This is a genomic window from Staphylococcus sp. HMSC055C03, assembly GCF_001809385.1.
In the GTDB taxonomy this organism is placed as follows: domain Bacteria; phylum Bacillota; class Bacilli; order Staphylococcales; family Staphylococcaceae; genus Staphylococcus; species Staphylococcus simulans.
Genome location: NZ_KV797483.1, coordinates 44,717 through 69,845, shown reverse-complemented (window position 1 = coordinate 69,845; position 25,129 = coordinate 44,717). Strand labels below are relative to the sequence as shown.

General features: G+C 36.0%; 23 protein-coding genes and 1 pseudogene. 14 read left to right on the top strand and 10 right to left on the bottom strand.

The features are described 5' to 3' along the window. Positions 1-44: 44 nt before the first annotated feature. From HMPREF2603_RS13330 to HMPREF2603_RS03785, 4 genes and pseudogenes are all read right to left on the bottom strand, one after another. Positions 45-139 (bottom strand): annotated as a pseudogene (locus tag HMPREF2603_RS13330). Between the two features lie 382 nt (positions 140-521). Next, positions 522-1,454: a manganese ABC transporter substrate-binding lipoprotein MntC gene (gene mntC / locus HMPREF2603_RS03795; protein WP_002481407.1), complete on the bottom strand. Its 933-nt coding sequence runs from the start codon at positions 1,452-1,454 to the stop codon at positions 522-524. Beyond that, entirely contained in the window at positions 1,451-2,287 is an 837-nt protein-coding gene (locus HMPREF2603_RS03790) for a metal ABC transporter permease (protein ID WP_002481408.1), read from the bottom strand. The genes mntC and HMPREF2603_RS03790 overlap by 4 nt, the downstream gene beginning before the upstream one ends. A gap of 24 nt (positions 2,288-2,311) precedes the next feature. Beyond that, the gene (locus tag HMPREF2603_RS03785) at positions 2,312-3,025 is read right to left on the bottom strand and encodes a metal ABC transporter ATP-binding protein (RefSeq protein ID WP_023015455.1); all 714 of its coding nucleotides are present in this window, start codon (positions 3,023-3,025) and stop codon (positions 2,312-2,314) included. Between the two features lie 125 nt (positions 3,026-3,150). Here HMPREF2603_RS03785 and HMPREF2603_RS03780 point away from each other — a divergent pair, with 125 nt between their 5' ends. Both HMPREF2603_RS03780 and HMPREF2603_RS03775 read left to right on the top strand, forming a co-directional pair. Further along, positions 3,151-3,807, top strand: a complete 657-nt coding sequence (locus HMPREF2603_RS03780; protein ID WP_002481410.1) for a metal-dependent transcriptional regulator — start codon at positions 3,151-3,153, stop codon at positions 3,805-3,807. 156 nt (positions 3,808-3,963) lie between these two features. Beyond that, positions 3,964-4,581, top strand: coding sequence for a phosphatase PAP2 family protein (locus tag HMPREF2603_RS03775; protein ID WP_257243693.1), 618 nt, complete (start codon positions 3,964-3,966; stop codon positions 4,579-4,581). A gap of 114 nt (positions 4,582-4,695) precedes the next feature. Here HMPREF2603_RS03775 and HMPREF2603_RS03770 read toward each other — a convergent pair whose 3' ends face one another. From HMPREF2603_RS03770 to HMPREF2603_RS03760, 3 genes are all read right to left on the bottom strand, one after another. Then, positions 4,696-5,187 (bottom strand): GNAT family N-acetyltransferase, encoded by a 492-nt coding sequence (locus HMPREF2603_RS03770; protein WP_070501939.1) that lies wholly within the window; start codon positions 5,185-5,187, stop codon positions 4,696-4,698. A 10-nt stretch (positions 5,188-5,197) separates the two neighbouring features. Continuing rightward, positions 5,198-5,950: a M50 family metallopeptidase gene (locus HMPREF2603_RS03765; RefSeq protein ID WP_057510155.1), complete on the bottom strand. Its 753-nt coding sequence runs from the start codon at positions 5,948-5,950 to the stop codon at positions 5,198-5,200. A 110-nt stretch (positions 5,951-6,060) separates the two neighbouring features. Further along, positions 6,061-6,618 (bottom strand): sugar O-acetyltransferase, encoded by a 558-nt coding sequence (locus HMPREF2603_RS03760; RefSeq protein WP_023015453.1) that lies wholly within the window; start codon positions 6,616-6,618, stop codon positions 6,061-6,063. 137 nt (positions 6,619-6,755) lie between these two features. Here HMPREF2603_RS03760 and tarA point away from each other — a divergent pair, with 137 nt between their 5' ends. From tarA to thrS, 4 genes are all read left to right on the top strand, one after another. Then, complete coding sequence (gene tarA, locus HMPREF2603_RS03755) at positions 6,756-7,511, top strand: N-acetylglucosaminyldiphosphoundecaprenol N-acetyl-beta-D-mannosaminyltransferase TarA (RefSeq protein ID WP_060803718.1); 756 nt, start codon at positions 6,756-6,758, stop codon at positions 7,509-7,511. 235 nt (positions 7,512-7,746) lie between these two features. After that, a complete protein-coding gene (locus HMPREF2603_RS03750) occupies positions 7,747-8,943 on the top strand; it encodes an MFS transporter (protein ID WP_060803717.1) in 1,197 nt (398 codons plus the stop codon). A 32-nt stretch (positions 8,944-8,975) separates the two neighbouring features. After that, positions 8,976-9,326 carry a DUF2200 domain-containing protein gene (locus HMPREF2603_RS03745; protein ID WP_023015450.1) on the top strand — a complete coding sequence of 117 codons (351 nt, stop codon included), beginning with the start codon at positions 8,976-8,978 and terminating at the stop codon, positions 9,324-9,326. Positions 9,327-9,754: 428 nt separating this feature from the next. Further along, positions 9,755-11,662, top strand: a complete 1,908-nt coding sequence (gene thrS / locus HMPREF2603_RS03740; RefSeq protein ID WP_060803716.1) for a threonine--tRNA ligase — start codon at positions 9,755-9,757, stop codon at positions 11,660-11,662. 928 nt (positions 11,663-12,590) lie between these two features. On the opposite strand, the gene HMPREF2603_RS03735 is transcribed toward thrS, so the two are convergent. Both HMPREF2603_RS03735 and tagH read right to left on the bottom strand, forming a co-directional pair. Next, positions 12,591-12,962 carry a Na-translocating system protein MpsC family protein gene (locus tag HMPREF2603_RS03735; protein ID WP_023015448.1) on the bottom strand — a complete coding sequence of 124 codons (372 nt, stop codon included), beginning with the start codon at positions 12,960-12,962 and terminating at the stop codon, positions 12,591-12,593. 358 nt (positions 12,963-13,320) lie between these two features. Continuing rightward, the gene (gene tagH, locus HMPREF2603_RS03730; protein ID WP_002481421.1) at positions 13,321-14,118 is read right to left on the bottom strand and encodes a teichoic acids export ABC transporter ATP-binding subunit TagH; all 798 of its coding nucleotides are present in this window, start codon (positions 14,116-14,118) and stop codon (positions 13,321-13,323) included. Between the two features lie 288 nt (positions 14,119-14,406). Between tagH and HMPREF2603_RS03725 the strand changes: the two genes are divergently transcribed. The 4 genes from HMPREF2603_RS03725 to tagD all read left to right on the top strand — a co-directional run bounded on the left by HMPREF2603_RS03725 (position 14,407) and on the right by tagD (position 17,913). Then, the gene (locus tag HMPREF2603_RS03725) at positions 14,407-15,210 is read left to right on the top strand and encodes an ABC transporter permease (RefSeq protein ID WP_023015447.1); all 804 of its coding nucleotides are present in this window, start codon (positions 14,407-14,409) and stop codon (positions 15,208-15,210) included. A 74-nt stretch (positions 15,211-15,284) separates the two neighbouring features. Continuing rightward, positions 15,285-16,376, top strand: coding sequence for a teichoic acid glycerol-phosphate primase TarB (tarB, locus tag HMPREF2603_RS03720; RefSeq protein ID WP_060803715.1), 1,092 nt, complete (start codon positions 15,285-15,287; stop codon positions 16,374-16,376). Further along, positions 16,373-17,458, top strand: a complete 1,086-nt coding sequence (locus tag HMPREF2603_RS03715) for a glycosyltransferase family 2 protein (protein WP_070501937.1) — start codon at positions 16,373-16,375, stop codon at positions 17,456-17,458. The genes tarB and HMPREF2603_RS03715 overlap by 4 nt, the downstream gene beginning before the upstream one ends. A gap of 56 nt (positions 17,459-17,514) precedes the next feature. Continuing rightward, positions 17,515-17,913, top strand: coding sequence for a glycerol-3-phosphate cytidylyltransferase (gene tagD, locus HMPREF2603_RS03710; protein WP_002481425.1), 399 nt, complete (start codon positions 17,515-17,517; stop codon positions 17,911-17,913). Positions 17,914-17,988: 75 nt separating this feature from the next. Here tagD and pbp4 read toward each other — a convergent pair whose 3' ends face one another. Then, positions 17,989-19,278: a penicillin-binding protein PBP4 gene (gene pbp4, locus HMPREF2603_RS03705; RefSeq protein WP_060803714.1), complete on the bottom strand. Its 1,290-nt coding sequence runs from the start codon at positions 19,276-19,278 to the stop codon at positions 17,989-17,991. 233 nt (positions 19,279-19,511) lie between these two features. Between pbp4 and HMPREF2603_RS03700 the strand changes: the two genes are divergently transcribed. The 4 genes from HMPREF2603_RS03700 to HMPREF2603_RS03685 all read left to right on the top strand — a co-directional run bounded on the left by HMPREF2603_RS03700 (position 19,512) and on the right by HMPREF2603_RS03685 (position 25,124). Further along, positions 19,512-21,242, top strand: a complete 1,731-nt coding sequence (locus tag HMPREF2603_RS03700) for an ABC transporter ATP-binding protein (protein WP_023015443.1) — start codon at positions 19,512-19,514, stop codon at positions 21,240-21,242. Positions 21,243-21,546: 304 nt separating this feature from the next. Next, positions 21,547-22,776, top strand: a complete 1,230-nt coding sequence (locus tag HMPREF2603_RS03695) for a NupC/NupG family nucleoside CNT transporter (RefSeq protein WP_023015442.1) — start codon at positions 21,547-21,549, stop codon at positions 22,774-22,776. Between the two features lie 411 nt (positions 22,777-23,187). Beyond that, the gene (locus HMPREF2603_RS03690; protein WP_002481429.1) at positions 23,188-24,024 is read left to right on the top strand and encodes a YitT family protein; all 837 of its coding nucleotides are present in this window, start codon (positions 23,188-23,190) and stop codon (positions 24,022-24,024) included. A 293-nt stretch (positions 24,025-24,317) separates the two neighbouring features. Further along, entirely contained in the window at positions 24,318-25,124 is an 807-nt protein-coding gene (locus HMPREF2603_RS03685) for an ABC transporter ATP-binding protein (protein WP_023015441.1), read from the top strand. Positions 25,125-25,129: the final 5 nt, after the last annotated feature.

Here is a 25,129-nt window from a genome sequence, read left to right as displayed (position 1 = left end):
AATTGTTAACTTATCAACCGATATCAATATTGTTTAAAACTAAGCGGAGGGAGAAGGATTCGAACCAACGCAAGCACTGACGTGCTCCTAATTAATAAATAAATATTAACCCCCTTAAACCAGACTTGGGTATCCCTCCATGAATAACTAAATTAATCATAACTTTAGTTTTTCTAAAAGTAAAGGAAATTTATAAATATTTTGTAGATAAACAATTGAAGATATTTAAAGAAATATAATAAATGACTAAATTTTTTGTTGTTTATATTTAAAAGGGTGAAGATGTGATCTTGTGATGAAAGATTGAGTGAATTAAACACAAAAAAGCGACAGCTCTTGAGGGGAACTGTCGCTTCGAAAATCGATGTCATCGCAAGCACCGATTTTCTTAAAGTGGTGTGTGGTCCAGTGGGAGGAAAGACCACAGCTTATTTATGTTTAGGATAGATTATTTATGGATTAGCGGAAATGGAATGGACATACTAGGAGGTCTTTTTCCGCTAATTGAAAGGATAAATTGTTTACTTCATGCTTTGATGAACGGTTTCAATGTTAGATTCCATCATTTTGTAGTAGGAATCTCCTTTACTGCCTTTTTTGCCAATAGAGTCTGTGTAGACTTCTCCTGAAATTGGAACGCCTGTTTCTTCACTCAAGCTCTTCATGCTTTTATGATCGACACTTGTTTCGACTAATAGATTTTTCAAGTTGTGATCTTTAACGAATTTAATTGCTTGTTTCATTTGTTCAGGTGTTCCTTGTTTTTCAGTGTTAATTTCCCAAATATAGCCGGGAGTGATGCTATATTGTTTTGAGAAATATTTAAATGCGCCTTCACTTGTGATCATAGCGCGTTGATCTTTAGGAATGTCATCGAACTTGTCGTGACTGTCTTTATTTAACTTTTCAAGCTTGTTGATATAAGCATCACCTCGTTTTTCGTAGTCTGCTTTGTGTGCTTTATCATGATTGATTGCAGCTTGCTGAATTGTTTTTACATATTTGATGCCGTTCTCTAGACTTAACCAAGCGTGAGGATCTTGTTTTGTCTCATCGCCTTCAGCACCGTTCAGGTAAATTGGTTTTACATCTTTAGAAACGCGTACGACACTATCATCTTTAGTTGTTTTGCCAGCTTGGTCTAAAGCATTTTTAAACCAACCATTACCTGTCTCCAGATTCAATCCGTTATAAAGGATGATATCTGCGTCTGTTAAGGCTTTGATGTCTTTAGGTTTGACCTCATATTCATGAGGATCTTGGCCGATAGGAACTATGCTATGTATATCCGCATGGTCCCCGACTACGTTGTCGGCCATGTCATATAGTATTGAATTGGTTGTGACGATTTTAAGTTTATGATTATCAGAGGCTGTTGAGTTTGAATCTTTGCCTCCGCCGCATGCTGCTAACAGTAATAACATGATAGCTAATAATGGTACTAATTTTTTCATGATGTAACTCCTTTTTTGATTTTGAGAGTCAATTTAGAATAGATAAATGTACCGACATAAATAGCAAACGCACACAAGACAATTGTTGCACCACTAGGGATGTTATAAATGTAGCTGAAATACATACCGATTATTGAACTGATTACACTGATCAGACTGGCTACAATCATCATAGACCATAATTTCTTGGTGATGAGAAAAGCTGCTGAAGCGGGTGTAATCAACAGTGCAACAACGAGTATAATACCCACAGTTTGAATGCTTGCAACTGTCACAAGTGACAAGAGCAGCATCACAAAGTAGTGGATGGCTGTTGTGTTTAAACCGCTCATTCTACTAAAGGTTGGATCGAAAGTAGAAATCATTAATGGGCGGTAAAAAATGATGATAAGCAAGAGTACTATTATGCTGACCACAATAGTCGACCAGTATGCACTATTGGTAATCGCTAGCAAATTACCGAATAGAATATGATACAAGTTCGTCGTACTATTGATCAAGCTGATAATAATAACTCCGGTAGCTAAGAATGCTGTGAAGCTGATGCCGATGGCTGCGTCTTGTTTAGTTTTACTTCGTTCAGAAATAAAACCGATGAATAGACTGGCTAGCATTCCAGTAACTAAAGCTCCGACAAACATCGGAATTTTGAAGAGGAATGATAGTGCAACCCCAGGCAATACAGCATGGCTCATCGCATCACCCATGAGTGACAACCCTCTTAAAACAATCAGGCTGCCGACTGTTCCGCACACAATGCCGACACAAATGGAAATAATCAGAGCGCGGTTTAAAAATTGATATTGTGTGAGTTGTTGTATAAATTCGTACATAATTTTGACTCTCTTTCTAATTCTTTAATGGCGCTGTGGTTGATTCATGAATGTCTCGTTTAATCGTTCTGTGGTCATTGCTTCTTCGCTTGGTCCGAAATAACGTAAAGTTTGATTGAGCAGAATGACACGATCGAAATAAGTAGTTGCTTTTGATAGATCATGATGCACGATTAAAATTAATTTGCCTTCGGCCTTTAAGCCTTCTATTTTACGCATAATTAATTGTTCACTCGTAAAATCAATTCCTACAAAAGGTTCGTCTAATAAGTAAAGTTCGCTCGTCGACATCAAGGCGCGTGCAACTAATACACGTTGCAGCTGTCCACCGCTTAATTGAGAAATTTGGCGTTTACGTAAATGTGTTAATTCCATTTCTTCTAATAATTGAGTTAAGCGTTGTTTAATTTGTGCAGAAGGGCGTTTAAACCACCCAATCTCTTTATAAGCGCCTGATAGTACGACGTTTTCAACATCAATTGGAAAATCTAAATCTAAGTAGGCTTTTTGCGGTATGTATGTGATGTTCTTAAGTTGTGATTCGACTGGTTGATTGTTCAACAATTGGACACCTTGTGATTTAAACTCTCCGATTAACGCTTTGATTAATGAGGATTTTCCTGCACCGTTCGGACCCATAATACCGATAATTTCACCGTGAACAGGAATAGACAAGTTGATGTTTCGCAAGACATGCTTATTGCCTAAATACAAATCCAAATTCTCAATTTCTAACAATATCACACCTCCTAAAAGAATTTTTAGGGTAACCTAATTTATTTCATCATAAGACATGAATTTTCGCGTGTCAAGTCTTTTCGTGATACAATAAAGTGAATCTGGATGGAAGGAACGGTGACAAGATGTTAACGGAAGAAAAAGAAGATTACCTCAAAGCGATTTTGAATAATGGCGGCGCAACTTCATTCGTTACAAATAAAAAACTTTCTCAATACTTAAATATTAAACCCCCATCCGTGAGTGAGATGGTCAATCGTTTAGAAAAAGCGGGCTATGTAACTACCAAACCTTATAAGGGTGTCAAATTATCCGAAGAAGGTTTCAACCATACATTAGAAATTATTAAGCGTCATCGCTTATTAGAACTTTTCTTAATCGAGATATTGAAATACAACTGGGAAGAAGTGCACCAAGAAGCAGAAGTGCTTGAACATAGAGTGTCTGATTTGTTTGTCGAACGTTTAGACTCATTGTTGAATTATCCGACAACATGCCCACATGGCGGTATCATCCCAAGAGATGGTAAATTTGAAGAAATTTACAATGAATCCTTAAAAACATTCCAAGCAGGAGATCAAATCGTGATTCGTCGTGTACGAGACCGTACGAAATTATTAATTTATCTTTCTAGTAAATTTATTTCAATCGGGGATGCGGTGACGGTGATATCTCGTGATGATACTAACGAAGTTATTGCTATTCAAAAAGGGGATGACCCATTAATTATTTTAAGTTATGAAAACGCGGCACATATTTTTGGGGAATTAGCGGACGTATAAATAGAATAGGAATCAGAGTGGTTCATCATTGGCGTAATCTATTTAGATTACGTCTTTTTTGTCGTTCTAATTAATGAGATGTATATCATTCTTTGTACCTATGGATAATTCAAAAAATCGTCATATAATAATAAAAAAGATAAAAGAGGTATAAGGATGAAGGAGAATACAGCACATCAATCAGAAAAAATAGTGTTAGTTGTCAGCTTACTGATCTTTTTGTTTATAATGATTGGGAATTATTTAAAGTTAGATTTTTTACGATATATGGATCAAACGACATTACGATGGTTTATTCAAACGTTTGGTGAACCGAAAATGCAGTTTGGTCATGGTTTTCTTAATGATTATATGAATGCACTGGCTACATATGGAGATGTTTTAACCTTTGTAGTGATGTCTATTGTCATTGCGATTATTTTATTATTCAAGCGTTACTATGTGTTAAGTTTATGGTTGTTAGGCACAGTGGCTTCAGGAGGTATCTTAGGAATTATTTTTAAGGATGTCATTCATCGCCATCGTCCGTATGACCATTTGTTAGCAGACACAGGTTTTTCTTTTCCAAGCGGGCATTCATTATCTAGTACGCTGATTGTGATCATTATATTTGCGGTGTTTTTACCGAAAGTGAAACATCATGCAATTCAAGTGACAATTGCTGGTTTGCTTTCAGTGTTATGGGCAAGTATTTTATTTTCAAGAATGTACTTTCACGCACACTTTTTAACTGATGTGATAGGCGGTGTCTCTTTAGGTATCGCTTGTTATTAACGAAGTTGCCTCAAATCAATTTACTGCGAAAAGGTAAGATGTTTTATATAAAATAGTAAAATAAAGAAGCTTTGCGGTGTCGCAAAGCTTCTTTTGTTCATCTATTCATCTCTATTAAATTTGTTTGCCCCAAATATTTAAGTCTAAGCGTTGATTATCGATGTGTGCGATTTGCGGCATTTCTCCCCAAAGAACGTAGCCTTGTTTTTCAAATAATTTATTACATGGTATGTTTTGTGCGAAAACATAGCCAGTTAAGAAGCGAATCCCTAACGCTTTGGCTTCTTGTTCTAGACGTTGCATCACTTTAGTACCAATACTTTTCCCACTAATCTGTTGATCCAAATAGATACTGACTTCTGCAGTTTCATCATAAGCAGGTCTGCCGTAAAAGTAATTCAGACTCGCAAAACCAATTGGGCGCATTTCTTCATCGTATACTGTAAACAATGGACGCATGGCATCGTGTTTATCAAAGACGTGTGCCATTTCTTGTTCTGTCATTTCATCAATATCTGCTGTGATGTTACGTGCAGCGATGGCTTGATTATAAACTTTTGTAAATAAAGATAAATCGACTTGTGTTGCTGGACGAAGCTTTACCATTTTTATCACCTTAATTCTGTAAAAGTAGAATAGTGATAATAGCGTACACGATATAAACGTTAAAGGCAATCCATAACAAACTGAAAATTACGACAGGGATGCCGGTTAATTGACGTAAAGCTAAACCATCCCAGTCGATAACATGTTTCGTAAAAGTCAAAGTAATAATCGTCCAAGTCGATTGTAGCAACTCTCCGAACAGCACACCTAAAATAAAGTGGTAAATCAATGATAAGATAATGACAATGAATTCAGGTTGACCGTTTTGAACTAAACCATAAATCATGACACCTAATAAGAGCGTGAGTAAAATAGGGATACCTTTTCTTGAAGTAATCAGCACAAAATAAATAAAGATAGCTAGATAGCTGAATACGAAGAGTGAAGGATAATGATAATAACCCGCAAAGAGCCCGACTGCCAACATCAACGGAGGCATCATATAACCACCAAGTGTCGTAATTATCATCGTCACTCTACTTCTAGCTCTGGTGACCGCAAAGCCTTGTCGCGAGGTCTGTATACGTTCTCTAGGAGAAGTAACAATCACTAAATCCTCTGTATGACCGCCACTGATTTTGTTAAATAGAATATGACCGAATTCATGTGTCAGTACCGGAATGTAATTTAATATAATGTCTAGAATCGCAAAACTTGGTTTATGACGATTGCGATGCACAAATAGATAAGCAATAGCGATTAATACTACCCAATATAAATGGAGTGTCATAGAAGTGCTTAGAATATCTTTAATCAACTGCATAATTTAACCTCTTCTTGAATTAGAAAAAGTTGAGATACATGACCTCAACTTATGATTTATCTTCATTGTATGAATTTTTAGCATTTACGTCTTGCGTCTTCGGACCTATTTTAATCATTCGGCACATCTTTGATGTAACGTGCTGGATTACCTGCGACAACTTGATTTGCGGGTACATCTTTAGTGACGACGCTGCCTGCGCCGACAACAACATTATCGCCAATGGTAATACCTGGCAAAATAATCGCACCTGCGCCGATCCAAACATGATTACCGATTGTTATAGGGTAGCCTAACTCTAATCCAGCGGCACGTGTTTTAGGATTTAAAGGGTGAGTTGCGGTAATCAACTGAACGTTCGGACCTAAGAGTACGTGATTGCCAATCGTAATTTTTGCGACATCTAACATCGTCGCATTAAAGTTCGCATAGAAATGGTCTCCAATTGTAATGTTATAACCATAGTCAAAGTGGATATCTGGCTCAATGAAGACTTCTTCACCGCAAGCCCCTACACTTTGGCGGAATAAATGCATACGTTCTTTAATAGAAAAGGCATTGTTGATTGCTTTTGTTGCGTGGCGTGCTTTATGACGTTCCTTTACTAATTCAGGGTCTCTTGAGTCATAGAGCTGGCCGCTCAACATTTTGTCTTTTTCACTTGTCATAGTATCTAACCTCTTTGATTCTCATAATAAATTCAGATTACCACTTATAGTGAGGAATGCAATCAATTCAACTGGCGTGTATAATAAGATGAAATGAACTTTTATTAATCAGAGGTGCAAGTTAGGAGTTTGAAGCGATGAGTATTCAACATAAGCATAAACAGAATAAAGTAGATATTTTGTCTGTTCAATTTGATAACGTCACAATGGACGAGATGAAAGAAGCGGTCATGCATTTTAGAGAAACAGATACAACTGATAACATGTTTGTTGTGACTGCAAATCCTGAAATTGTAGATTACGCATTAGATAATCGAAGTTATTATGATTTAATCAGTGAAGCAGATTATATCATTCCAGATGGATCAGGGATTATTCAAGCAGGCAGAATATTAGATACCCCGTTAAAAGAACGTGTGCCAGGTATCGAATTTATGGCAAAGTGTTTAGAAATTGCTGAGCGTTATCATCAGCGTGTCTTCTTATTAGGTGCATCTGAAGCTGTAGTCGCAAAAGCCAAACAAGAGCTACAACATCGATATCCTCATGTGACTTTCGATGCACATCACGGTTATATTGATTTAAAAGATGAACAAGTGGTTCGTAAAGTAAGTAAATTTAATCCAGATTATGTTTTTGTCGGTATGGGTTATCCTAAACAAGAACAATGGATTAAACAACACCGTCATCGCCTTCAACATACATTACTGATGGGTGTCGGCGGATCCATTGAGATTTATAGCGGTACAAAAAAGCGTGCACCTCTATTCTTCCGTAAAACGAATCTTGAATGGTTTTACCGCTTAATTACAGACTGGAAACGTATGGCAAGAATGCGCAGATTACCTAGATTTGTATCCAAAGTTTTCCGTAAACGTTTGAAGCGTAAATAATATTTAAATGAGCCTTCTCTAACAATACAGGAAAGTTAGAGCAGGCTTTTTTATGAACAAAATATGATATCTACATAATGTGTATTGAATATTTAGAAAAATAAAGTAATATTGTATCATTCACATATGAAGTGTCTTGATAAGCATGATTGAGACATGATTTGTGACAATCATTTCTTTAAGAGCATAAACAACAAACATCAAGAGGTGACAACATGAAAAAGGGATTCTATTATTGATTTTCGATTTAGTTTCGACCTTTGGTTCGGAAATCTTTTTCTTTGCTTGTTCGTTTTATATTTTAAGAGAAACAAGCAATGGTGCATTATACGGTTTTGTTATAGGTATGATGGCTGTAGTTCAAATTGTGTTAGGTCCAATTATGGGGAACCTAGCCGATTATAAAAGTAATCGAAAGATAATCTTCATTGCGCAATTATTAAGCGTGCTATCCATCACTGTGTTTTTAGTGGGGTATCAAAATCATTTATGGGCACTGGTTATTTTAATGATGATGCTTACTGCGACTGATGTGCCAGTAGGTTTAATCATTGAATCTAATTTAGCGAAGATAACAGGGGAGCAATTAGAGCGCTTTGTGTCTTTAAGGAATATTGTAATTATGGCCACATCATTCTTAGCGCCAGTAATCGGCGGTATTGTGGTAGGATTCCTTTCTATTGAACAAATGGGATATGTGATTTTAGTGACTGAATCACTCGCCATGTTGACGATAGCATTTATACCTTTAAACAGACATGTGGAAAAAGAGAACCAAGCTTTCATCAATAATTTCAAAAAAGGTTTTCACTACATATGGGCTAAAAAGGATTTAGCGACGATGGTGGTTTATTTGGCAGTGATTAATATTATTTTGTATGCGATACCGATTGGCATTTCAATATTAGCCATTCAAAAGATGCATGTATCTTCAAGTGCATTTGGATGGATAGAGGCTTCTTTAACAATCAGCATGGCGTTAGGCAGTATCATTCTTGCGATTTTCCCGCCTAAACAAAATTTACGTTTATATTTAATTGGATCGAGCTACACGATTGCGATGATTTTCTTTGCGTTGGCATTGATTACGATGATGGCAATGGGAAATTTAGCTGGGGTGTTAGCGTTAATTGGCGTTTATATTGTATTAGGTTTCAGCGCACAATACAGTAATATTCCACTTCAAATCTACTTCCAAAAACGTATCGAGGAAAGTTATAAAGCAAGGGTCTTCTCTGTCAGCTTTGCGCTCAGTCAATTCACCAAACCTTTAAGTATTATGTTCTTCAGCTTTATTCTTGGTTTCAATTACACGCTTGTATTTCTGATTACAGGATTAGTTTTCGTCATGATAGTAGTTGTATTTACTAAAATTGTGCCAAAAGATGTGTTTGATAACGGCATCAACATGCCATCAAAAGAAGGGGTATAATAGAAATAAATACAAGCAGAGGAGTGACATGCGTGGCAAGACATAAAATTTATGATATGGCATTCGCAAGTGTTTATCCGCATTATGTGACAAAGGTTGAGAAAAAAGGGCGTACAAAAGATGAATTGCATGAAGTAATCACTTGGTTAACAGGATATGATGAAGCAGGTTTACAACAAGTATTAGATGAGCGAGTACCGTTTGAAGATTTCTTTGCGCAAGCACCTGACTTAAATCCGAACCGCAAGTTAATTACGGGTGTCATTTGCGGCATTCGTGTTGAAAACATTGAAGCACCTTTAATGCAGGAAATTCGCTATTTAGATAAGATCGTAGATGAGCTCGCAAAAGGTAAGCCATTAAATAAAATAATGAGGAAATGATTTAAAGAATAAAACGTTTTCAAGTTTTACAAAATGATGAACTTATAAAAAATATATTGCAGAATCGTAATCGTTACGATACAATGTACTTAATTTAAAAACGGATTCGATGAAAAAGATATGAAATACAAGATTTAAGTCAGAGATAGAAAGTCAGCGGCTGGAAGCTTTCTAATTACTTAAACTGTGTTTTACTCCTTTTGAGATGTATGTGAAAGCATACCGACTAATGGCATGTTACGCCATTCTAATGAGGAAGCAAGTTGAGACTTCTAGGAGAGCAACTCCAATTGAAGTCTTGTTTAATGACTTGTTTCGAATGTGGGTGGTACCACGAGCATAAACTGCACTCGTCCCTGTTATCAGAGGATAAGTGCAGTTTTTTTATTGAATAAAATCAACCATTAGAATTTAAGGAGGCAATAATTATGGCAGAACAAGTTATCGTTACTTTACCAGATCAACGCAAATTGGAGGTGGCACAAGGCACAACACTTTACCAAGTTGCGCAACAAATCGGCAGTTCTTTTGCGAAAAAAGTTGCGGTTGCGAATGTGGATGGCACATTTTATGGTTTGAACGAATACATCGGAGAAGATTGCCAAGTTGAATTCTTGACATATGAAGATGAAAAAGGGTTAGAAGCCATTCGTTATACTTTAGGTTATTTAGCAGGTGAAGTCCTAGAAAAACACGGTGCAAAAGTTGCGGGATTCGGTGTAAACAAAGAACAATTCTTTGTAGACTTCAAACCTGAAGAAAACTTGAAAGCAGCGGATTTAGAAAAAGTTTCTAAAGACATTCAAAAAGCAGTAAGCGCCAATCATCCAATTGAAGTTCGTGAATTATCAAAATTAGACGCATTAGACCAATTTAATGAAAATGCTTTTATGCAACATCATATTGAACAAGCCTCAGAGCCTGTGAAAGTTGCAGTGCATGGAGATTACGCAGCAGTTATCGACCAACCTTTAGTACACAATTTATCTAAAGTGAAACACTTCAGTTTACAAGCAGTATCCGCAACTAACTGGTTACGTGATGTGAACAACGAAGCATTACAACGTGTATCTGGTTTTGCATTCGCAGATGCGAAAGCCTTAGAAGACCATCAAGCGTTTATTGATAAATATGAACAAGTGAACCATCGTCGTTTAGGTAAAGAATTAGATATCTTCTCATTCTCAGAATTTGCACCAGGTATGCCATTCTATGCGCATAACGGCCAAGTGATTCGTTTGGAATTACAAAATATGTTGAGACAATTACAGTTTGAAGCGGATTATGAAGAAGTCTATACTCCATTTATCATGGATGAAACTTTATGGAAAAACAGTGGTCACTGGGATCACTACCAAGACAATATGTACTTCACTGAAGTAGATGAACAAACTTATGCATTAAAACCAATGAACTGTCCTGGACATATGTTGATTTACAAAAATCATTTACATTCTTATCGTGACTTGCCAATTCGTATGGCTGAATTCGGTCAAGTCCACCGTCATGAATTAAGCGGTTCTTTAAATGGTTTATTCCGTGTAAGAACATTCAACCAAGATGATGCACATATCTTTGTACGTCGTGACCAAATCGAATCAGAAATCTTAGATGTCTTAGGTTTGATTCATAAAGTTTATAGTGTCTTCGGCTTCGATTACAGTATTGAACTTTCTACTCGTCCAGATGACTTTATGGGTGAAATCGAACTTTGGGATTTCGCTGAACAATCATTAGAAAATGTATTGAATCAACATGGTTTTGAATATACAGTCAATGAAAAAGACGGCGCGTTCTATGGTCCTAAAATTGATATCCATATCAAAGATGCATTAGGACGTAGTCACCAATGCGGTACTGTACAACTAGATTTCCAAATGCCTGAAAAATTCGATTTAACTTTCGTTAATAAAGACGGAGAAAAAGAACGTCCAGTGGTTATCCACCGTGCAATTTATGGTTCAAGCGATCGTTTTATCGGTATCTTACTTGAACACTTTGGCGGAAACTTACCATTATGGTTAGCACCTGTACAATTAGAAGTGATTCCTGTCAATGCAGACTTGCATTTAGATGCGGTAAAAGACTTGAAACGTCAATTGAAAGCTGAAGGCTTCAGAGTAGATCTAGATCTTTCAGACGAAAAAATGGGTTATAAAATCCGTCAAGCACACTTAAGAAAAGTACCATATACACTTGTTGTGGGAGATAACGAAGTAGAAAATGGTACAGTTGCGGTAAGAAAACGCGGTGCTTCTGAAGAAACTAGCGTAGATGTGAAAGACTTCATCGAACAATTAAAAGCAGAAAGAGATGTTTTAAACTCAGTAGAGTAAGTTTAAAACGATAATTGAATATAAAAAATACGCATTGCAGTAGAAAGGGTAGCTGCAATGCGTTTTATTTTTAAGGGTTATTATTTTATAGTTTCATGTGTTTCAATTAAGTAGTTGAGGGAGCTTAATTGAACACAGGTTTTTTGACATTTTTATTAATGAGGGTAGGATTCAGAATGCAGGGTTAATCACGTTCTGAATCGTCGTGTGATTTTCAAGATTGAGTTTAAACATTTTGTTTGGGCTCATTTCCATATAACAGGTGTGCGTTTGATCGATGATTATCATTCAGAGCGACTTAAACTCTGTTTTATTTGAGTAAGGGTTGTGTTGTAAGTTTGAAATAGTAACGTGAAGCATAAGAAAGTTGAGGGCACTGCTGGCGGTGATGAATTGTGGGAATTCAATCAGCAGAATATATGCATTGTTACCTTATTTCAATACTTAGCGCGTTTTAAATTTTAACGCAGAATTATTTTAACCATCAATTGCTGTTATAGGCATACTGATTACTATTTGGCACTTAATTTGAACTTACCGGTTGTTGTTAGGGTTATTGTGTAGCTATGACAGCATCTTGCAATGTTTATGATTAGCTTTTTCAATCAAACATTATAAAACAGGAGGTTGCAAGAGAATTGCTGTTGTATCAGCTTTGTGCGTATAGAATGGGCTGTTTTCTTATACGTAAAGCACATTGTTATAATTGGGCTGGTTTCAATAGACTACTATAGTGGTGAGTGTAGCGTATTGAAAATTTTTATAGAAATGAATGGTTGTTTAATAAGGTAAGTTCAATTTAATGTTATAGGGAATTAAAAAAACTCGCTCCTGTTTACATGCATCACCTCCTTGAAAAGTCTTTACGAGTTTCAAAGTAGGTTAGTAAACAGCACCGAGTACCTTACACCAATCCTAATATATTCTATTACGATTCAATATTGCGATCGAACACGAATATTGAAATGACTTCATCATCTTCTAAATTAACATCTGTAAATAGTTTTACAAATTTCGCACCTACCAATTCTTCCATTTCTGTAGGTGGATGTTGGTTGTAAAGTTGTTTAATTTCTTCTGTACGTCCAAATTTAAGCATTCTTTCGAATTCCTTACTTTGAGTATTACGCAAATAGAAGTTTTCAACTTTACTTAGGCTTCCTGTCATATGGGCAACCGCCCAGTTATCTTTGAAAAACACTTTGATTTGTTCGGGACCTTTACCGATGTGTTCTTTACGATACGCACGGACAAGGTTCGCAAATGCTTGTGTCTTATTTTGTTTAGCTATATCAATCACCTGCTTACTTGAGAAATGATATGACATATTGAAGTTCAGGCTGATTAGATTTCAATATTTTGATACACCTTCACTTTAAAGAAAATGAAGTGTGCAGCAAGACTATTGAAATGATTACTTGTATCAAAATGTCATTGTATGAGAGCATCCGACATTAATCAAGTGTGCAATATTATTTTGCCTGTTGTTAATACACTTGTACTTAATGATAATACTTTTTTTCTTTGATTTAAAGAGGTTTGCTTAAAGTTTTTTAAGTAAAAAGATTCAGAAATATCAACATCGCTTTAAAAGAGTGAAGTAGAAGAGGAAAAGAAAAAGCAGTTTATACTGCGATTTCTTTTACAGCTTCAATTGTTTATTTCATTACAAATCTTTCTTCGTCTAAGTTTTTACGGAAAGCTTTTTGGTCTGCTTTAGATTTCTTTTTAAAGTCTTTAAGGAATTGTTCGTACTTAGGCAATACTTCCTCAACTTCGCCGAATTGTTTCAAGCGTCCGCCTTCAATCCAAGCGATTTTTGTACAGAATTGACGGACTTGGCCGATGTTATGGCTGACGAAGAAAATCGTTTTGCCTGCTTCTTTAAATTCGTGGATTTTGTCTAATGATTTTTGCGTGAATGTTTGGTCTCCGACAGACAACGCTTCGTCAATCACTAAAATATCTGGATCAATCGTGACGTTGATAGAGAAACCAAGTTTAGCACGCATACCACTTGAATACTTTTTAACGGGTTGGTAAATAAACTCTCCCAGTTCACTGAATTCAACGATTTTAGGTGTGAGCTTTTTAATTTCTTTACGTGTAAAGCCCATGCACAACATTTTAAATTCAATATTTTCTAATCCTGTCAATTGTGCGTTAAGCCCTGCATTGATCGCAATAACACTGACTTCACCATTTTTCTCAATTGAACCTGCAGTGTTGGATAAAGATCCGCCGATAATATTGCTGAGGGTTGATTTGCCTGAACCGTTGATGCCGACTAAACCGATAATATCACCTTTATACGCTGTCATTGAGACATCTTTTAACGCGTAAAATGTTTTGTTCTTATGATTAGGAATGAGCGCATCTTTGATTCGTTCTTTGTTATTACGATAGATACGATATTCTTTTGTAATATTATCCATCTTTACAGATACATCTTTCATTGTATAACCTCTTCCTTAACCTCTATTTACTCTATTATAGTACATATTGCGATGCCGAGCGGTCAAAACGCATATGAATTCTTCAACGCTATAAATTTTACCATTTCTTGAAGAATTGGTCATTATTTTCGTCGTTAAAGTCATTTCTTTGCCATTAGTAATGAAAATTATTCCATTCTATATTATAATTACGTATAATGTTGAGATGGATATATTTCAAGCATAGAGAAAAAATTACATAAGCATATGTAATGAAATGCGCAAATCGTTTGAAAGCGTGGTTTGAACATGGGAGCATTAATAACTGTTCTGAAAGAACATATTAAAGGATTTTATTTGATCCACAGGTTAGCACAATTTGAGTTGAAAATTGCTAACCATAATAACTACTTAGGTATGGCGTGGGAGTTAATTAACCCGCTTATCCAAATTTTAGTCTACTGGTTCGTGTTCGGATTCGGGATTCGTACAAACGCACCGGTTGATGGGATACCCTTCATCTTCTGGATGCTTGTCGGTATCAGTATGTGGTTCTTTATCAACCAAGGAATATTAGATGGGACACGCTCGATTGTATCGAAATATAATCAAGTGGCGAAAATGAATTTCCCGTTATCGATTATTCCGACGTATACCGTAACTGCAAAATTATATGGACATTTAGCATTACTCGGGATTATTATTATTTTCTGTATCGCTTCAGGTATTTATCCGACGATACATATTATTCAGTTATTCTTATACGTACCATTTGCGTACATTGCTACAAGTGCTGTCGCAATCTTAACTTCGACTCTAGGTGTATTAATTCGTGATACACAAATGATGATGCAAGCGTTAATGCGTGTATTATTCTATGCATCACCAATTTTATGGGTCGCTAAGCCAGGTTCGATTGTACAAAAGATTCTGATGTTGAATCCGATTTATTTCATCGCAGAATCATACCGTGCAGCAGTACTGTATCATAACTGGTATTTTATTGATCATTGGCAATTAGCACTTTACAACGTATTTATTGTCGTATTTATATTCTTTGTAGGTTCGATTCTGCACATGCGCTACAGAGATCAATTTGCAGACTTTATGTAAGATTATTTAAGAGTAAACTCCAAGCATGTTTTAGCGTGTTTGGAGTTTTTTTAAAATAAGCAGAGGTGAAAAACATGAGACAAGTCATCAAGAAGCTGTATTTAACCATTATCAATGTATTTAATACATTATGGTTCAATAAAAAAATCGATACGCATCATATTGTGTTGTTTATGAGCTTTAAAGAAGATATATGGCCTTTAGTTCAAAGGTTTCATTATGAAGGTTACCGTTTAACTATCATCGGTAAAGAAAAAGATAAACAACAAGTTGCACAATTATCAGGTGTTGATTATGTCATCAACAGTAATAAAAACGTTATTGCGCAATTAAAAGCATTAGCCACTGCTAAAGTTATTTTTGTCGATAATTACTATTTGTTAATGGGAGGTTATCGCAAGAAAAAAGGGCAGACTGTCATTCAAACATGGCATGCGGCAGGCGCTTTAAAGTACTTCGGCCTAAAAGATCATGCGGTCGATTTGTCTAACAAGAAAATGGTGGATCAGTATTTGAAAGTATATTATGCGACAGATTACTATCTCATAGGTGGCGACCCAATGGAAATTTGTTTTAGAAATGCTTTTAGTGCAACACCTGAACAAATGTTACGCTTTGGTTTGCCTAGAATGCAACAGTACTTTACAGTTAACTTAGAACAACAAAAAGAAAAGTTGAAACAACAGTATGGGATTAAAGATAAGCTTGCAGTATATGTACCGACATACAGAGAACATCAAGCAGCGAACAGAACGATTGATGCACAACATTTTGAACAGGAGTTGCCAGGCTATACAATTATCAATAAATTACATCCAGCTGTAAGACAAGGGTCTACACCTGATATTGAGACACAACACTTGTTCTTGATGGCAGATGTCATCATTACAGATTATAGTTCACTTGCGATTGAAGCGAGTTTATTGAATAAACCTGCCTTATTTTATGTTTACGATCAAGCGGAATATGAAGCGGATCGGGGTTTGAATCATTACTATTGGCAAATTCCTGAAAACTATAAAGCATATAATGAAGCAGAGTTGCTGCATAAATTAAAAGAAGGTTTAGAACATTATCCGCCGCTCTTTAATGAATGGCATGATTACAATACGGATGAAACTTTAAATCAGATATCAAATTATATAAAAGAATTGGTGAAACGATGAAAATTTCTATTATTATTCCAGTTTATAACTCAGAAGAAGTCATTAAGAAAGCAGTCAGTTCCATTGATACGAAATACGATCATGAAATTATTTGTATTAATGATGGTTCTACAGATGGCACACTTGAAGCACTTGAAACAATTCAAAAAGAAAATAAGCACGTCAAAATTATCAGTCAATCTAACAAAGGCGCAGCGGCTAGTCGTAATGTCGGCTTATCTCATATTACAGGCGATGTCTTCATGTTTTTAGATGCTGATGATGAATTTTTACCGAGCCGTATCGATGTGATGGCACGTCGTTATGAACAAAATGACGATGTTGAAATCGTGATTGGACAAACAGGACGTGATTATCATGGTGAATGGCGTACTTTCCCGACACATGAAGAAATTAAAAAAGATGAAGTTGTGAATTTAGCACAATGCCCAGCGATGCTGCAATCTATTGGACCAAGAGATAAGATGTTCAGCGCACGTTTCAAAGATTTACGTTTTGATGAGGACATTGTTTTTTGTGAAGAACATACATTTATGGCACATGCATTTAATCAAGCACATGATATTCAATTGTTACCAGATATTATTGCGGGCTATAATGTACGTGAGAATTCGATTACAGCACGCAGTGTTGAGCGTTTCTTTGATTATATGCACGATGCTTATATTGTACGTGGTCGCGTGATGGATTACTTGAGACTTCGTAATGTACAACAATATTATAGCTATCGTATGGATGAATTGATTGTCAGTTATATGCTTCAAGCTTATGTGACAGAAAAACCAAAAGTAACACAAGAATTATTAGATACAGTTATCCAATACATTGAAGGTATGCAAAAGACGCATTATGATGGCGATGCATTATTTAGAATTGTCAAAGTGATGGAAGGCGGCTGTAAAGGTTGGACGTTGCATTATTATCGTCAATGGCGTGAAGCGTTGAACAAAGTAGGCATCGGACGTCCGAACTATTTAGCGTTCAAAGCACAATTAGTGCCTAAACAATCAGCTTTTAGAGGGCGTGCTGCTTTAAAAAGCGCGTTAAAAAATAAGCGAACTTACAATTTTAATATGAATTGAAGAGTGAAATGTGTTATTTTTTTACAGTAACTAAAATTGTGAAGGAGGGTTTAAATTTGAAGAGAGTTATTACGTACGGTACATATGACTTATTGCATTATGGTCATATTGAATTACTGAGAAGAGCGAGAGAAATGGGAGATTACCTGATTGTGGCACTCTCTACAGATGAATTTAACCGCATTAAAAATAAAAAATCTTACTACAATTATGAACAACGAAAAATGATGTTGGAATCTATTCGTTATGTAGACTTAGTCATTCCTGAGGATGATTGGGGTCAAAAAGAACGTGATGTGGAACGTTATGATGTAGATACTTTTGTCATGGGTCATGATTGGGAAGGCGAATTCGACTTCTTAAAAGACAAATGCGAAGTGATTTACTTAAAACGTACAGAAGGTATTTCTACGACACAAATCAAAAAAGAATTATATGGTAAAGATGCCAGATAAAATAAAAACAGAGGTATAATCGCCAGGGCTTGGCAGTTATACCTCTGTTTTTGATTTGTATTTAAAATTTCAACATTATTTCTTACGTCCGAATGATGAAATAATCATATAAACGACGATGGCTAGTGCTGCGACAATAAATGCAACACCAAGGCTCGTTAGAATCGGATGTGTACTCCAAGAAGATTCTGCGAATGTTGTTGCTTTTCGCATCAATGGACGTTGAACATCTACTGATGGCGGGCCATAATCTTTTGAGATAAATTGTCGGTCATAGTCTAGATGAAGCTTGCCATCTTCTACGACGAATTTATAATCTTCTTTTTTAAGATTGCTTGGAACAACATCGTATAAATCTTTTTTCACGTAATAGGTTTTATTATTGATTTTGTGTTGTCCTTTAGACATAACTTTAACGTATTTATATTGTTCAAATGAACGATTGATTAAACTGTTGCCCATTTTATTACGTTCTTTATCTCCGCCTAGATGTTCGAAGTCACCTGCACCCATCATAGCTTGATCAATACGGAAGCCATCACGCTTAGTGCTTAATGTGTGGTTATAATCAGCGATGTCGCTTGATCCAGTTTTTAAACCATCTGTACCAGGTAAGCTCAATTCAGAACCTTCAAGCGACCAGTTGAACGTATAATATGTTACACCGTGTTGAGTTGGTGAGATTGCTTTAGTAAATTTAAGCACTTTGGGTGTATCTTGCACGACACGTTGTGATAAAATCGCGAAATCTCTTGCGGTTGATGTACTAGACATTTCATCTTTATAACGTTTTGGCGCAAAACTTTTTAATAAGTTATTTTCAGCGCCTGTCGGATTTACAAAGTGTGTATGGTTCATCCCGATTTCTTTAGCTTTTTCGTTCATCTTGTCGGTAAAATCAGAAGTGGAATCAGAAACTTCATTTGCTAAAATCAATGCAGCCGCATTACTAGAGGCTGAAACCGTAATTTGAAGCAATTCACTGATGGTATAAGTTTCACCAGGATATAATTTAGTATTACTTAACTCTGGAAGGGTAGACATCGCATAATGTTTATCGGTGATTTTCACTTTATCATCTAACGATAATTTACCTTCTTTAACAGCTTCTAACGTCAGGTACATTGTCATCAATTTCGTCATTGAAGCGGGGTACCATTTCTTATCCATATGATAGCTGTAGAGTACTTGCCCGGTTTGACTAATGTTCACAGCACTTTCTGGTTCAAAACCTTCTCCGATATTTTGACCGCGTTCATTAGCGATTTGGACAGGTGATTTGGTTTCAGTGTCCGCATCAGAAAATGGTGTTATAATGGTACTTACGAAGAATATTAACAGTGTCAGTATTACTATCTTTTTCATTATGTATGTTTCAGTCCTTCAACAATAATAGTTTCACAGTAAAACTATTTTATCATAAAAGTAGTTTGATACAAGGGAACAATAAATATATGAAAATTATGCCTATTTTAGACGTCAGTCTGACGGTTGTCTGACCGAAGGGTGCCCGGACGTCTAAAATCATGTGAAAAGTCGGGACTATGCATCATAATTTAAGAAGAAACATAAAACTATAATTGAGGTAAGCGTGAAAAATGAAACAGACTAACAAAACATCTAATCCACTCTTATTCTTATTGAAGAAACTGACATGGCCAGTCGGCTTGATTGCGATTGCAGTATCTATTTCTTCCTTAGGGAGCATCAGTGGTTTAATTGTCCCTTTATTTACTGGAAGAATGGTTGATAAATTTACTGGCGAATCCTTCAACATGCAGTTTATTTTAATCTTTATTGCTGTGTTTGCGTTGAATGCAGTCTTAAGCGGTATCGGCTTATACTTATTAAGTAAAATCGGTGAAAAAATTATTTATGCGATTCGTACTGTTGTATGGGAACACATCATTCGTTTAAGAATGCGTTTCTTTGATGTGAATGAAAGTGGACAGTTAATGAGTCGTTTAACAGATGACACTAAAGTGATTAACGAATTTGTTTCTCAAAAATTACCGAATGTGCTGCCTTCTATTATCACATTAATCGGTTCATTGATTATGTTGTTTATTATGGATTGGCAGATGACGTTATTAACTTTTATTACGATACCTTTATTTGTGATTATTATGATCCCTTTAGGACGTGTCATGCAGAAAATTTCTACGCGTACACAAGCAGAAATTGCGAACTTCAGTGGTTTGCTTGGACGTGTATTAACGGAAATGCGTTTAGTTAAAGTTGCCAATACGGAACAAGTTGAACTAGATAAAGCACATATAAATTTAAAAGAAATTTATAAGCTGGGTCTGAAACAAGCGAAAATTGCGGCAGTCATCCAACCGATTTCCGGTTTGATCATGTTGTTAACAATCGGGATTATTCTTGGTTTCGGAGGTATCCGTATTTCATCAGGCGCGATTACTGCAGGAACACTTGTTGCGATGATTTTTTATGTTATTCAAATGTCGATGCCGCTTGTGAACTTGTCGACATTGATGACAGATTATAAGAAAGCAGTCGGAGCAAGCAGCCGTATTCATGAAATCATGCAAGAACCGTTAGAAGAAGTCTACATGCCTACGGGTCAATCTTTAGGTAATGGTGACATCGCATTTAAAGAAGTTTCATTTGGTTATGATACAAAAGAAGTCTTACATGATTTGAATTTTGATATTCCAAAGGGTAAAGTAACTGCATTTGTAGGGCCATCAGGATCAGGAAAAAGTACGATTTTCAATTTAATAGAACGAATGTATGACGTGACACACGGAGACATCCTTTATAATGATGTTTCTATCTATCAATTACCGCTATCGGATTGGCGTAATAAAATTGGTTATGTCATGCAGTCTAATGCGATGATGAGCGGTACAATTCGAGATAATATCTTATATGGTATCAACCGAAAAGTGACAGATGCTGAATTAATGCAGTATACACAATTAGCGAACTGTCACGAATTCATTACAGATTTTGATGAGGGATACGATACCTTAGTCGGTGAACGCGGATTGAAACTTTCTGGTGGTCAACGTCAGCGTATTGATATTGCGCGCAGCTTTGTGAAAAATCCTGATATTTTATTATTAGATGAAGCGACCGCAAATTTAGATAGTGAAAGTGAAAGAAAAATTCAAGAATCATTAGAAACATTAATGAAGGAACGTACAACTGTGGTAATCGCACACCGTCTTTCTACCATTATGAAAGCTGATCAAATTATCTTCTTAGATGGTGGACGTGTGACGGGTATTGGTAAGCATCATGAGTTAATGCAGTCGCATGAAAAGTATAAAGAATTTGTGATGACACAAAAACTGACAGATTAATGATAAAGGTTGAGACAAGAAGAAAAGTCTCAACCTTATTTTTATAACAAAAGAGATATATAGACGAATTATGACAATCATATTTATTGCAAGAATTTTTGTTTCATTTCTCAAAAATCTAATTCAAAGGTAACAACCAACATGATATACTAAAAAAGCACTTAAATTTTTTACAATTTGTAAATACGAAATATCTCAAGTAACAGGCGGACATTGTAAGGATTATAGGGAATTCAATCGGGAGGTTATGATTCTGTCAGTGTAGACTTGTACATAATAAAATAATAGAAATGGCGGGTGTAAAATGTATTTACTTATCAACATTGTTGGTTTGATTGTATTTTTAGGTATTGCAGTGCTCTTCTCTAGAAATAGAAAAGCGATCCAATGGAAATCAATTGGTATCTTAGTCATTGTAAACTTATTCTTAGCATGGTTCTTTGTCTTCTTCCCATGGGGAAATGCGGCAGTTTCTAAAATGGCAGATGGTATTGCATGGCTGATTGAATCAGCGAATGCTGGTACAGGGTTTGCGTTCAAAAGCTTTGTAGATACGAAAGAAATAGATATGGCGGTTGCAGCCTTATTCCCAATTTTACTCGTAGTACCTTTATTCGATATTTTAATGTACTTTAATATTTTACCTAAAGTTATCGGTTGGATTGGTTGGGCGTTAGCTAAAATTACACGTCAACCAAAATTCGAATCATTCTTCGGTATCGAAATGATGTTCTTAGGGAACACAGAAGCATTAGCTGTTTCAAGTGAACAGTTAAAACGTATGAATGAAATGCGTGTACTAACAATTGCGATGATGTCTATGAGTTCAGTATCTGGTGCAATTGTCGGTGCGTATGTAACGATGATTCCAGGTGAACTTGTATTAACAGCAATTCCATTAAATATTATCAATGCGATTATTGTTACTTCTATCTTAAACCCAGTAACAGTTGAAGAACGTGAAGATGTGATTTACCACATCCAACAAGAAGGTGTAGAACGTCAACCGTTCTTCTCATTCCTTGGAGACTCAGTTATCAACGCTGGTAAATTAGTATTGATTATTATCGCATTCGTAATCAGTTTCGTAGCATTAGCAGACTTAATTGATCGTTTACTTCACGTACTTTCAGGTACAGTAATTGGTTGGTTCAATGTGAAATTCAGCTTTGGCTTAGACCAAATTTTAGGTGTCATCATGGTGCCTTTCTCATTATTACTTGGTCTACCTTGGAGCGAAGCATGGCCAGTTGCACAACAAATGGCTAAGAAGATTGTCACAAACGAATTCGTAGTCATGGGACAAATTTCTGATGCGGTTAAATCATATGATCCGCATAGACGTGCAGTTATTTCTACTTTCTTAGTATCATTTGCGAACTTCTCAACAATCGGTATGATTATCGGGACATTAAAAGGTATTGTTGATAAGAAAACATCTGATTTCGTTTCGAAATATGTACCTATGATGTTATTGTCTGGTATTTTAGTTTCATTACTAACAGCAGCATTCGTAGGATTATTCGCTTGGTAAGCGTATAGATAGAAGCATTGTATTCGGTAGTTGTTACTGAATATGATGCTTTTCTTTTTTAAGCAAAATGAAAACAGGTGAATGAATGTGGGGAGACACAAACATTACCTGCTTTCAACGGGAAATGAATTTGATGCACGTAATCAGTAAGGACTAGGTACTGATGGTGCATTCGAGCGAAAATTTTGCTTGTTTATTGTAAACAACACAAAGGAGATAACTTCCTTAATCTCTTGATTAAGGAAGTTGAAATTTATTATAGCAAAGCTTCAACACAAAGTAAACAAAATTTTCAGAATAATTAATTTAATATTAATAAACACTGTGATTCAGGGGTTTCACATTGTTGGTTAAGAGCGCCTGTGCTAGTATTTATCTTATCTACACAATTTAATAAGGGGGCGATTGGATTTGAAACGAAGAACGTGGCGTGACCTCGCACTCGTAGTATTTGGTTCATTTATGTTCTCTGCAGGGGTCAATACATTCATTATTTCCGCACAATTAGGGGAAGGCGGCGTAACGGGACTATCCATTGTATTTTATTATGCTTTTCACATTTCGCCAGCTATCACCAACTTTGTGATGAATGCGATTTTAATTGCGATTGGTTATAAGTTCTTAAGTAAGCGAAGTACGTATTTAACCATTCTTGCAACAGTGTTAATTTCAGTCTTTTTAGGACTGACTGAATCTTGGCATGTTGAAACTGGCAACATTATTGTGAATGCCATTTTCGGGGGTGCTTCAGTCGGATTAGGTATTGGCGTTATTGTACTTGCTGGGGGAACGACAGCAGGTACAACGATTTTAGCGCGTTTAGCACATAAATACTTAGACGTCAGCACATCTTACGCGTTGCTATTTTTCGACTTAATCGTTGTGGCGATTTCATTTACTGTGATTCCAGTCAATAAGTTATTGGTAACGATTATTTCACTTTATATTGGTACGAAAGTTATGGAATTCGTTATTGAAGGTTTAAATACGAAGAAGGCGATGACTGTAATTTCAAGCCGACCTGATGAAGTGGCGAAAGTTATTGACCAAAAAATCGGACGAGGGGTTACGATTATAGATGGTCGCGGTTATTACTCAAAAGAAGACAAAGAAATTTTATATGTGGTTATCAGTAAAACACAAGTTTCAAAAGCGAAACGCTTAATTCGAAAAATTGATGAGAATGCCTTTTTAGTCATCCACGATGTGCGTGATGTGTATGGTAATGGCTTCTTAGTAGATGAATAAAGGATGAGAAATCGAGGCGATAGTCTCGATTTCTTGCGTTTTAGTACATAAGAATTGTTAGGAAATCGCTCCAAAAAATGTTATAATATAGCCTATGATAATGATTATCAATTACAAGGCTGTAGTTGATAAAAGTATGAAAGCTTTCACGATAATCTTTACAGGTCGTAATTATAAATAAATGCAATGAGATAAGAAATAGAAATAAATTCTGCGGCAGACCTTGAAAAGAGACAGGTGTTTCGGCAACTGTATTTAAGGTTCATGTCGTATCCAATGGAGGATGAAGTATATTGGCAAATCGTTTAAATGGTCAGCACGTAACAATCGGATATGGGGATCATGTGATTGTTGATAACCTAGATGTAGAAATCCCTGACGGCAAAGTTACGTCTATTATCGGACCTAACGGTTGCGGTAAATCAACATTACTAAAAGCATTATCTCGTCTTTTATCCGTTAAAGGCGGAGAAATCACATTAGATGGTAAAAATATTCATACACAATCTACGAAAGAAATTGCGAAGAAAATCGCCATTTTACCACAATCACCAGATGTTGCAGATGGTTTAACAGCAGGCGAATTGGTTTCATACGGCAGATTTCCACACCAAAAAGGTTTTGGCCGCTTAAGCGCTGAAGATAAAGCTGAAATCGATTGGGCGCTTAAAGTAACAGGTACGTATGATTTTAAACACAGAGCTATTAATGATTTAAGTGGCGGTCAAAGACAACGTGTATGGATTGCGATGGCTTTAGCACAAAAAACAGATATTATTTTCTTAGACGAGCCAACAACGTATTTAGATATCAGTCACCAATTAGAAATTCTTGAATTAGTTCAAGAATTGAACCGTGAACAAGGTTGTACCATTGTAATGGTGTTACATGATATCAACCAAGCGATTCGTTTCTCAGATCATCTGATTGCGATGAAAGCAGGCGAAATTGTTTCAAGCGGTGAAACACAAGAAGTCTTAACGAAAGATATTTTAGAAAGATGTTTCAATATAGATGCAGAATTAAGTACAGATCCACGTACAGGTAAACCGATGTTAGTCACATATGATTTATTGTGTAAACATTATTCGAAAGTATGAGGCAC

Excerpts from the sequence above, each read along its gene's own strand:
- pbp4 (WP_060803714.1), bottom strand. The coding sequence starts at position 19,278 with ATGAAAAAGATAGTAATACTGACACTGTTAATATTCTTCGTAAGTACC.
- HMPREF2603_RS03765 (WP_057510155.1), bottom strand. The coding sequence starts at position 5,950 with ATGCAGTTGATTAAAGATATTCTAAGCACTTCTATGACACTCCATTTA.
- HMPREF2603_RS03770 (WP_070501939.1), bottom strand. The coding sequence starts at position 5,187 with ATGGTAAAGCTTCGTCCAGCAACACAAGTCGATTTATCTTTATTTACA.
- HMPREF2603_RS03700 (WP_023015443.1), top strand. The coding sequence starts at position 19,512 with ATGAAACAGACTAACAAAACATCTAATCCACTCTTATTCTTATTGAAG.
- HMPREF2603_RS03695 (WP_023015442.1), top strand. The coding sequence starts at position 21,547 with ATGTATTTACTTATCAACATTGTTGGTTTGATTGTATTTTTAGGTATT.
- HMPREF2603_RS03775 (WP_257243693.1), top strand. The coding sequence starts at position 3,964 with ATGAAGGAGAATACAGCACATCAATCAGAAAAAATAGTGTTAGTTGTC.
- mntC (WP_002481407.1), bottom strand. The coding sequence starts at position 1,454 with ATGAAAAAATTAGTACCATTATTAGCTATCATGTTATTACTGTTAGCA.
- HMPREF2603_RS03715 (WP_070501937.1), top strand. The coding sequence starts at position 16,373 with ATGAAAATTTCTATTATTATTCCAGTTTATAACTCAGAAGAAGTCATT.
- HMPREF2603_RS03725 (WP_023015447.1), top strand. The coding sequence starts at position 14,407 with ATGGGAGCATTAATAACTGTTCTGAAAGAACATATTAAAGGATTTTAT.
- HMPREF2603_RS03760 (WP_023015453.1), bottom strand. The coding sequence starts at position 6,618 with ATGACAAGTGAAAAAGACAAAATGTTGAGCGGCCAGCTCTATGACTCA.
- HMPREF2603_RS03790 (WP_002481408.1), bottom strand. The coding sequence starts at position 2,287 with ATGTACGAATTTATACAACAACTCACACAATATCAATTTTTAAACCGC.
- tarA (WP_060803718.1), top strand. The coding sequence starts at position 6,756 with ATGAGTATTCAACATAAGCATAAACAGAATAAAGTAGATATTTTGTCT.
- thrS (WP_060803716.1), top strand. The coding sequence starts at position 9,755 with ATGGCAGAACAAGTTATCGTTACTTTACCAGATCAACGCAAATTGGAG.
- HMPREF2603_RS03780 (WP_002481410.1), top strand. The coding sequence starts at position 3,151 with ATGTTAACGGAAGAAAAAGAAGATTACCTCAAAGCGATTTTGAATAAT.
- tagH (WP_002481421.1), bottom strand. The coding sequence starts at position 14,118 with ATGAAAGATGTATCTGTAAAGATGGATAATATTACAAAAGAATATCGT.
- tarB (WP_060803715.1), top strand. The coding sequence starts at position 15,285 with ATGAGACAAGTCATCAAGAAGCTGTATTTAACCATTATCAATGTATTT.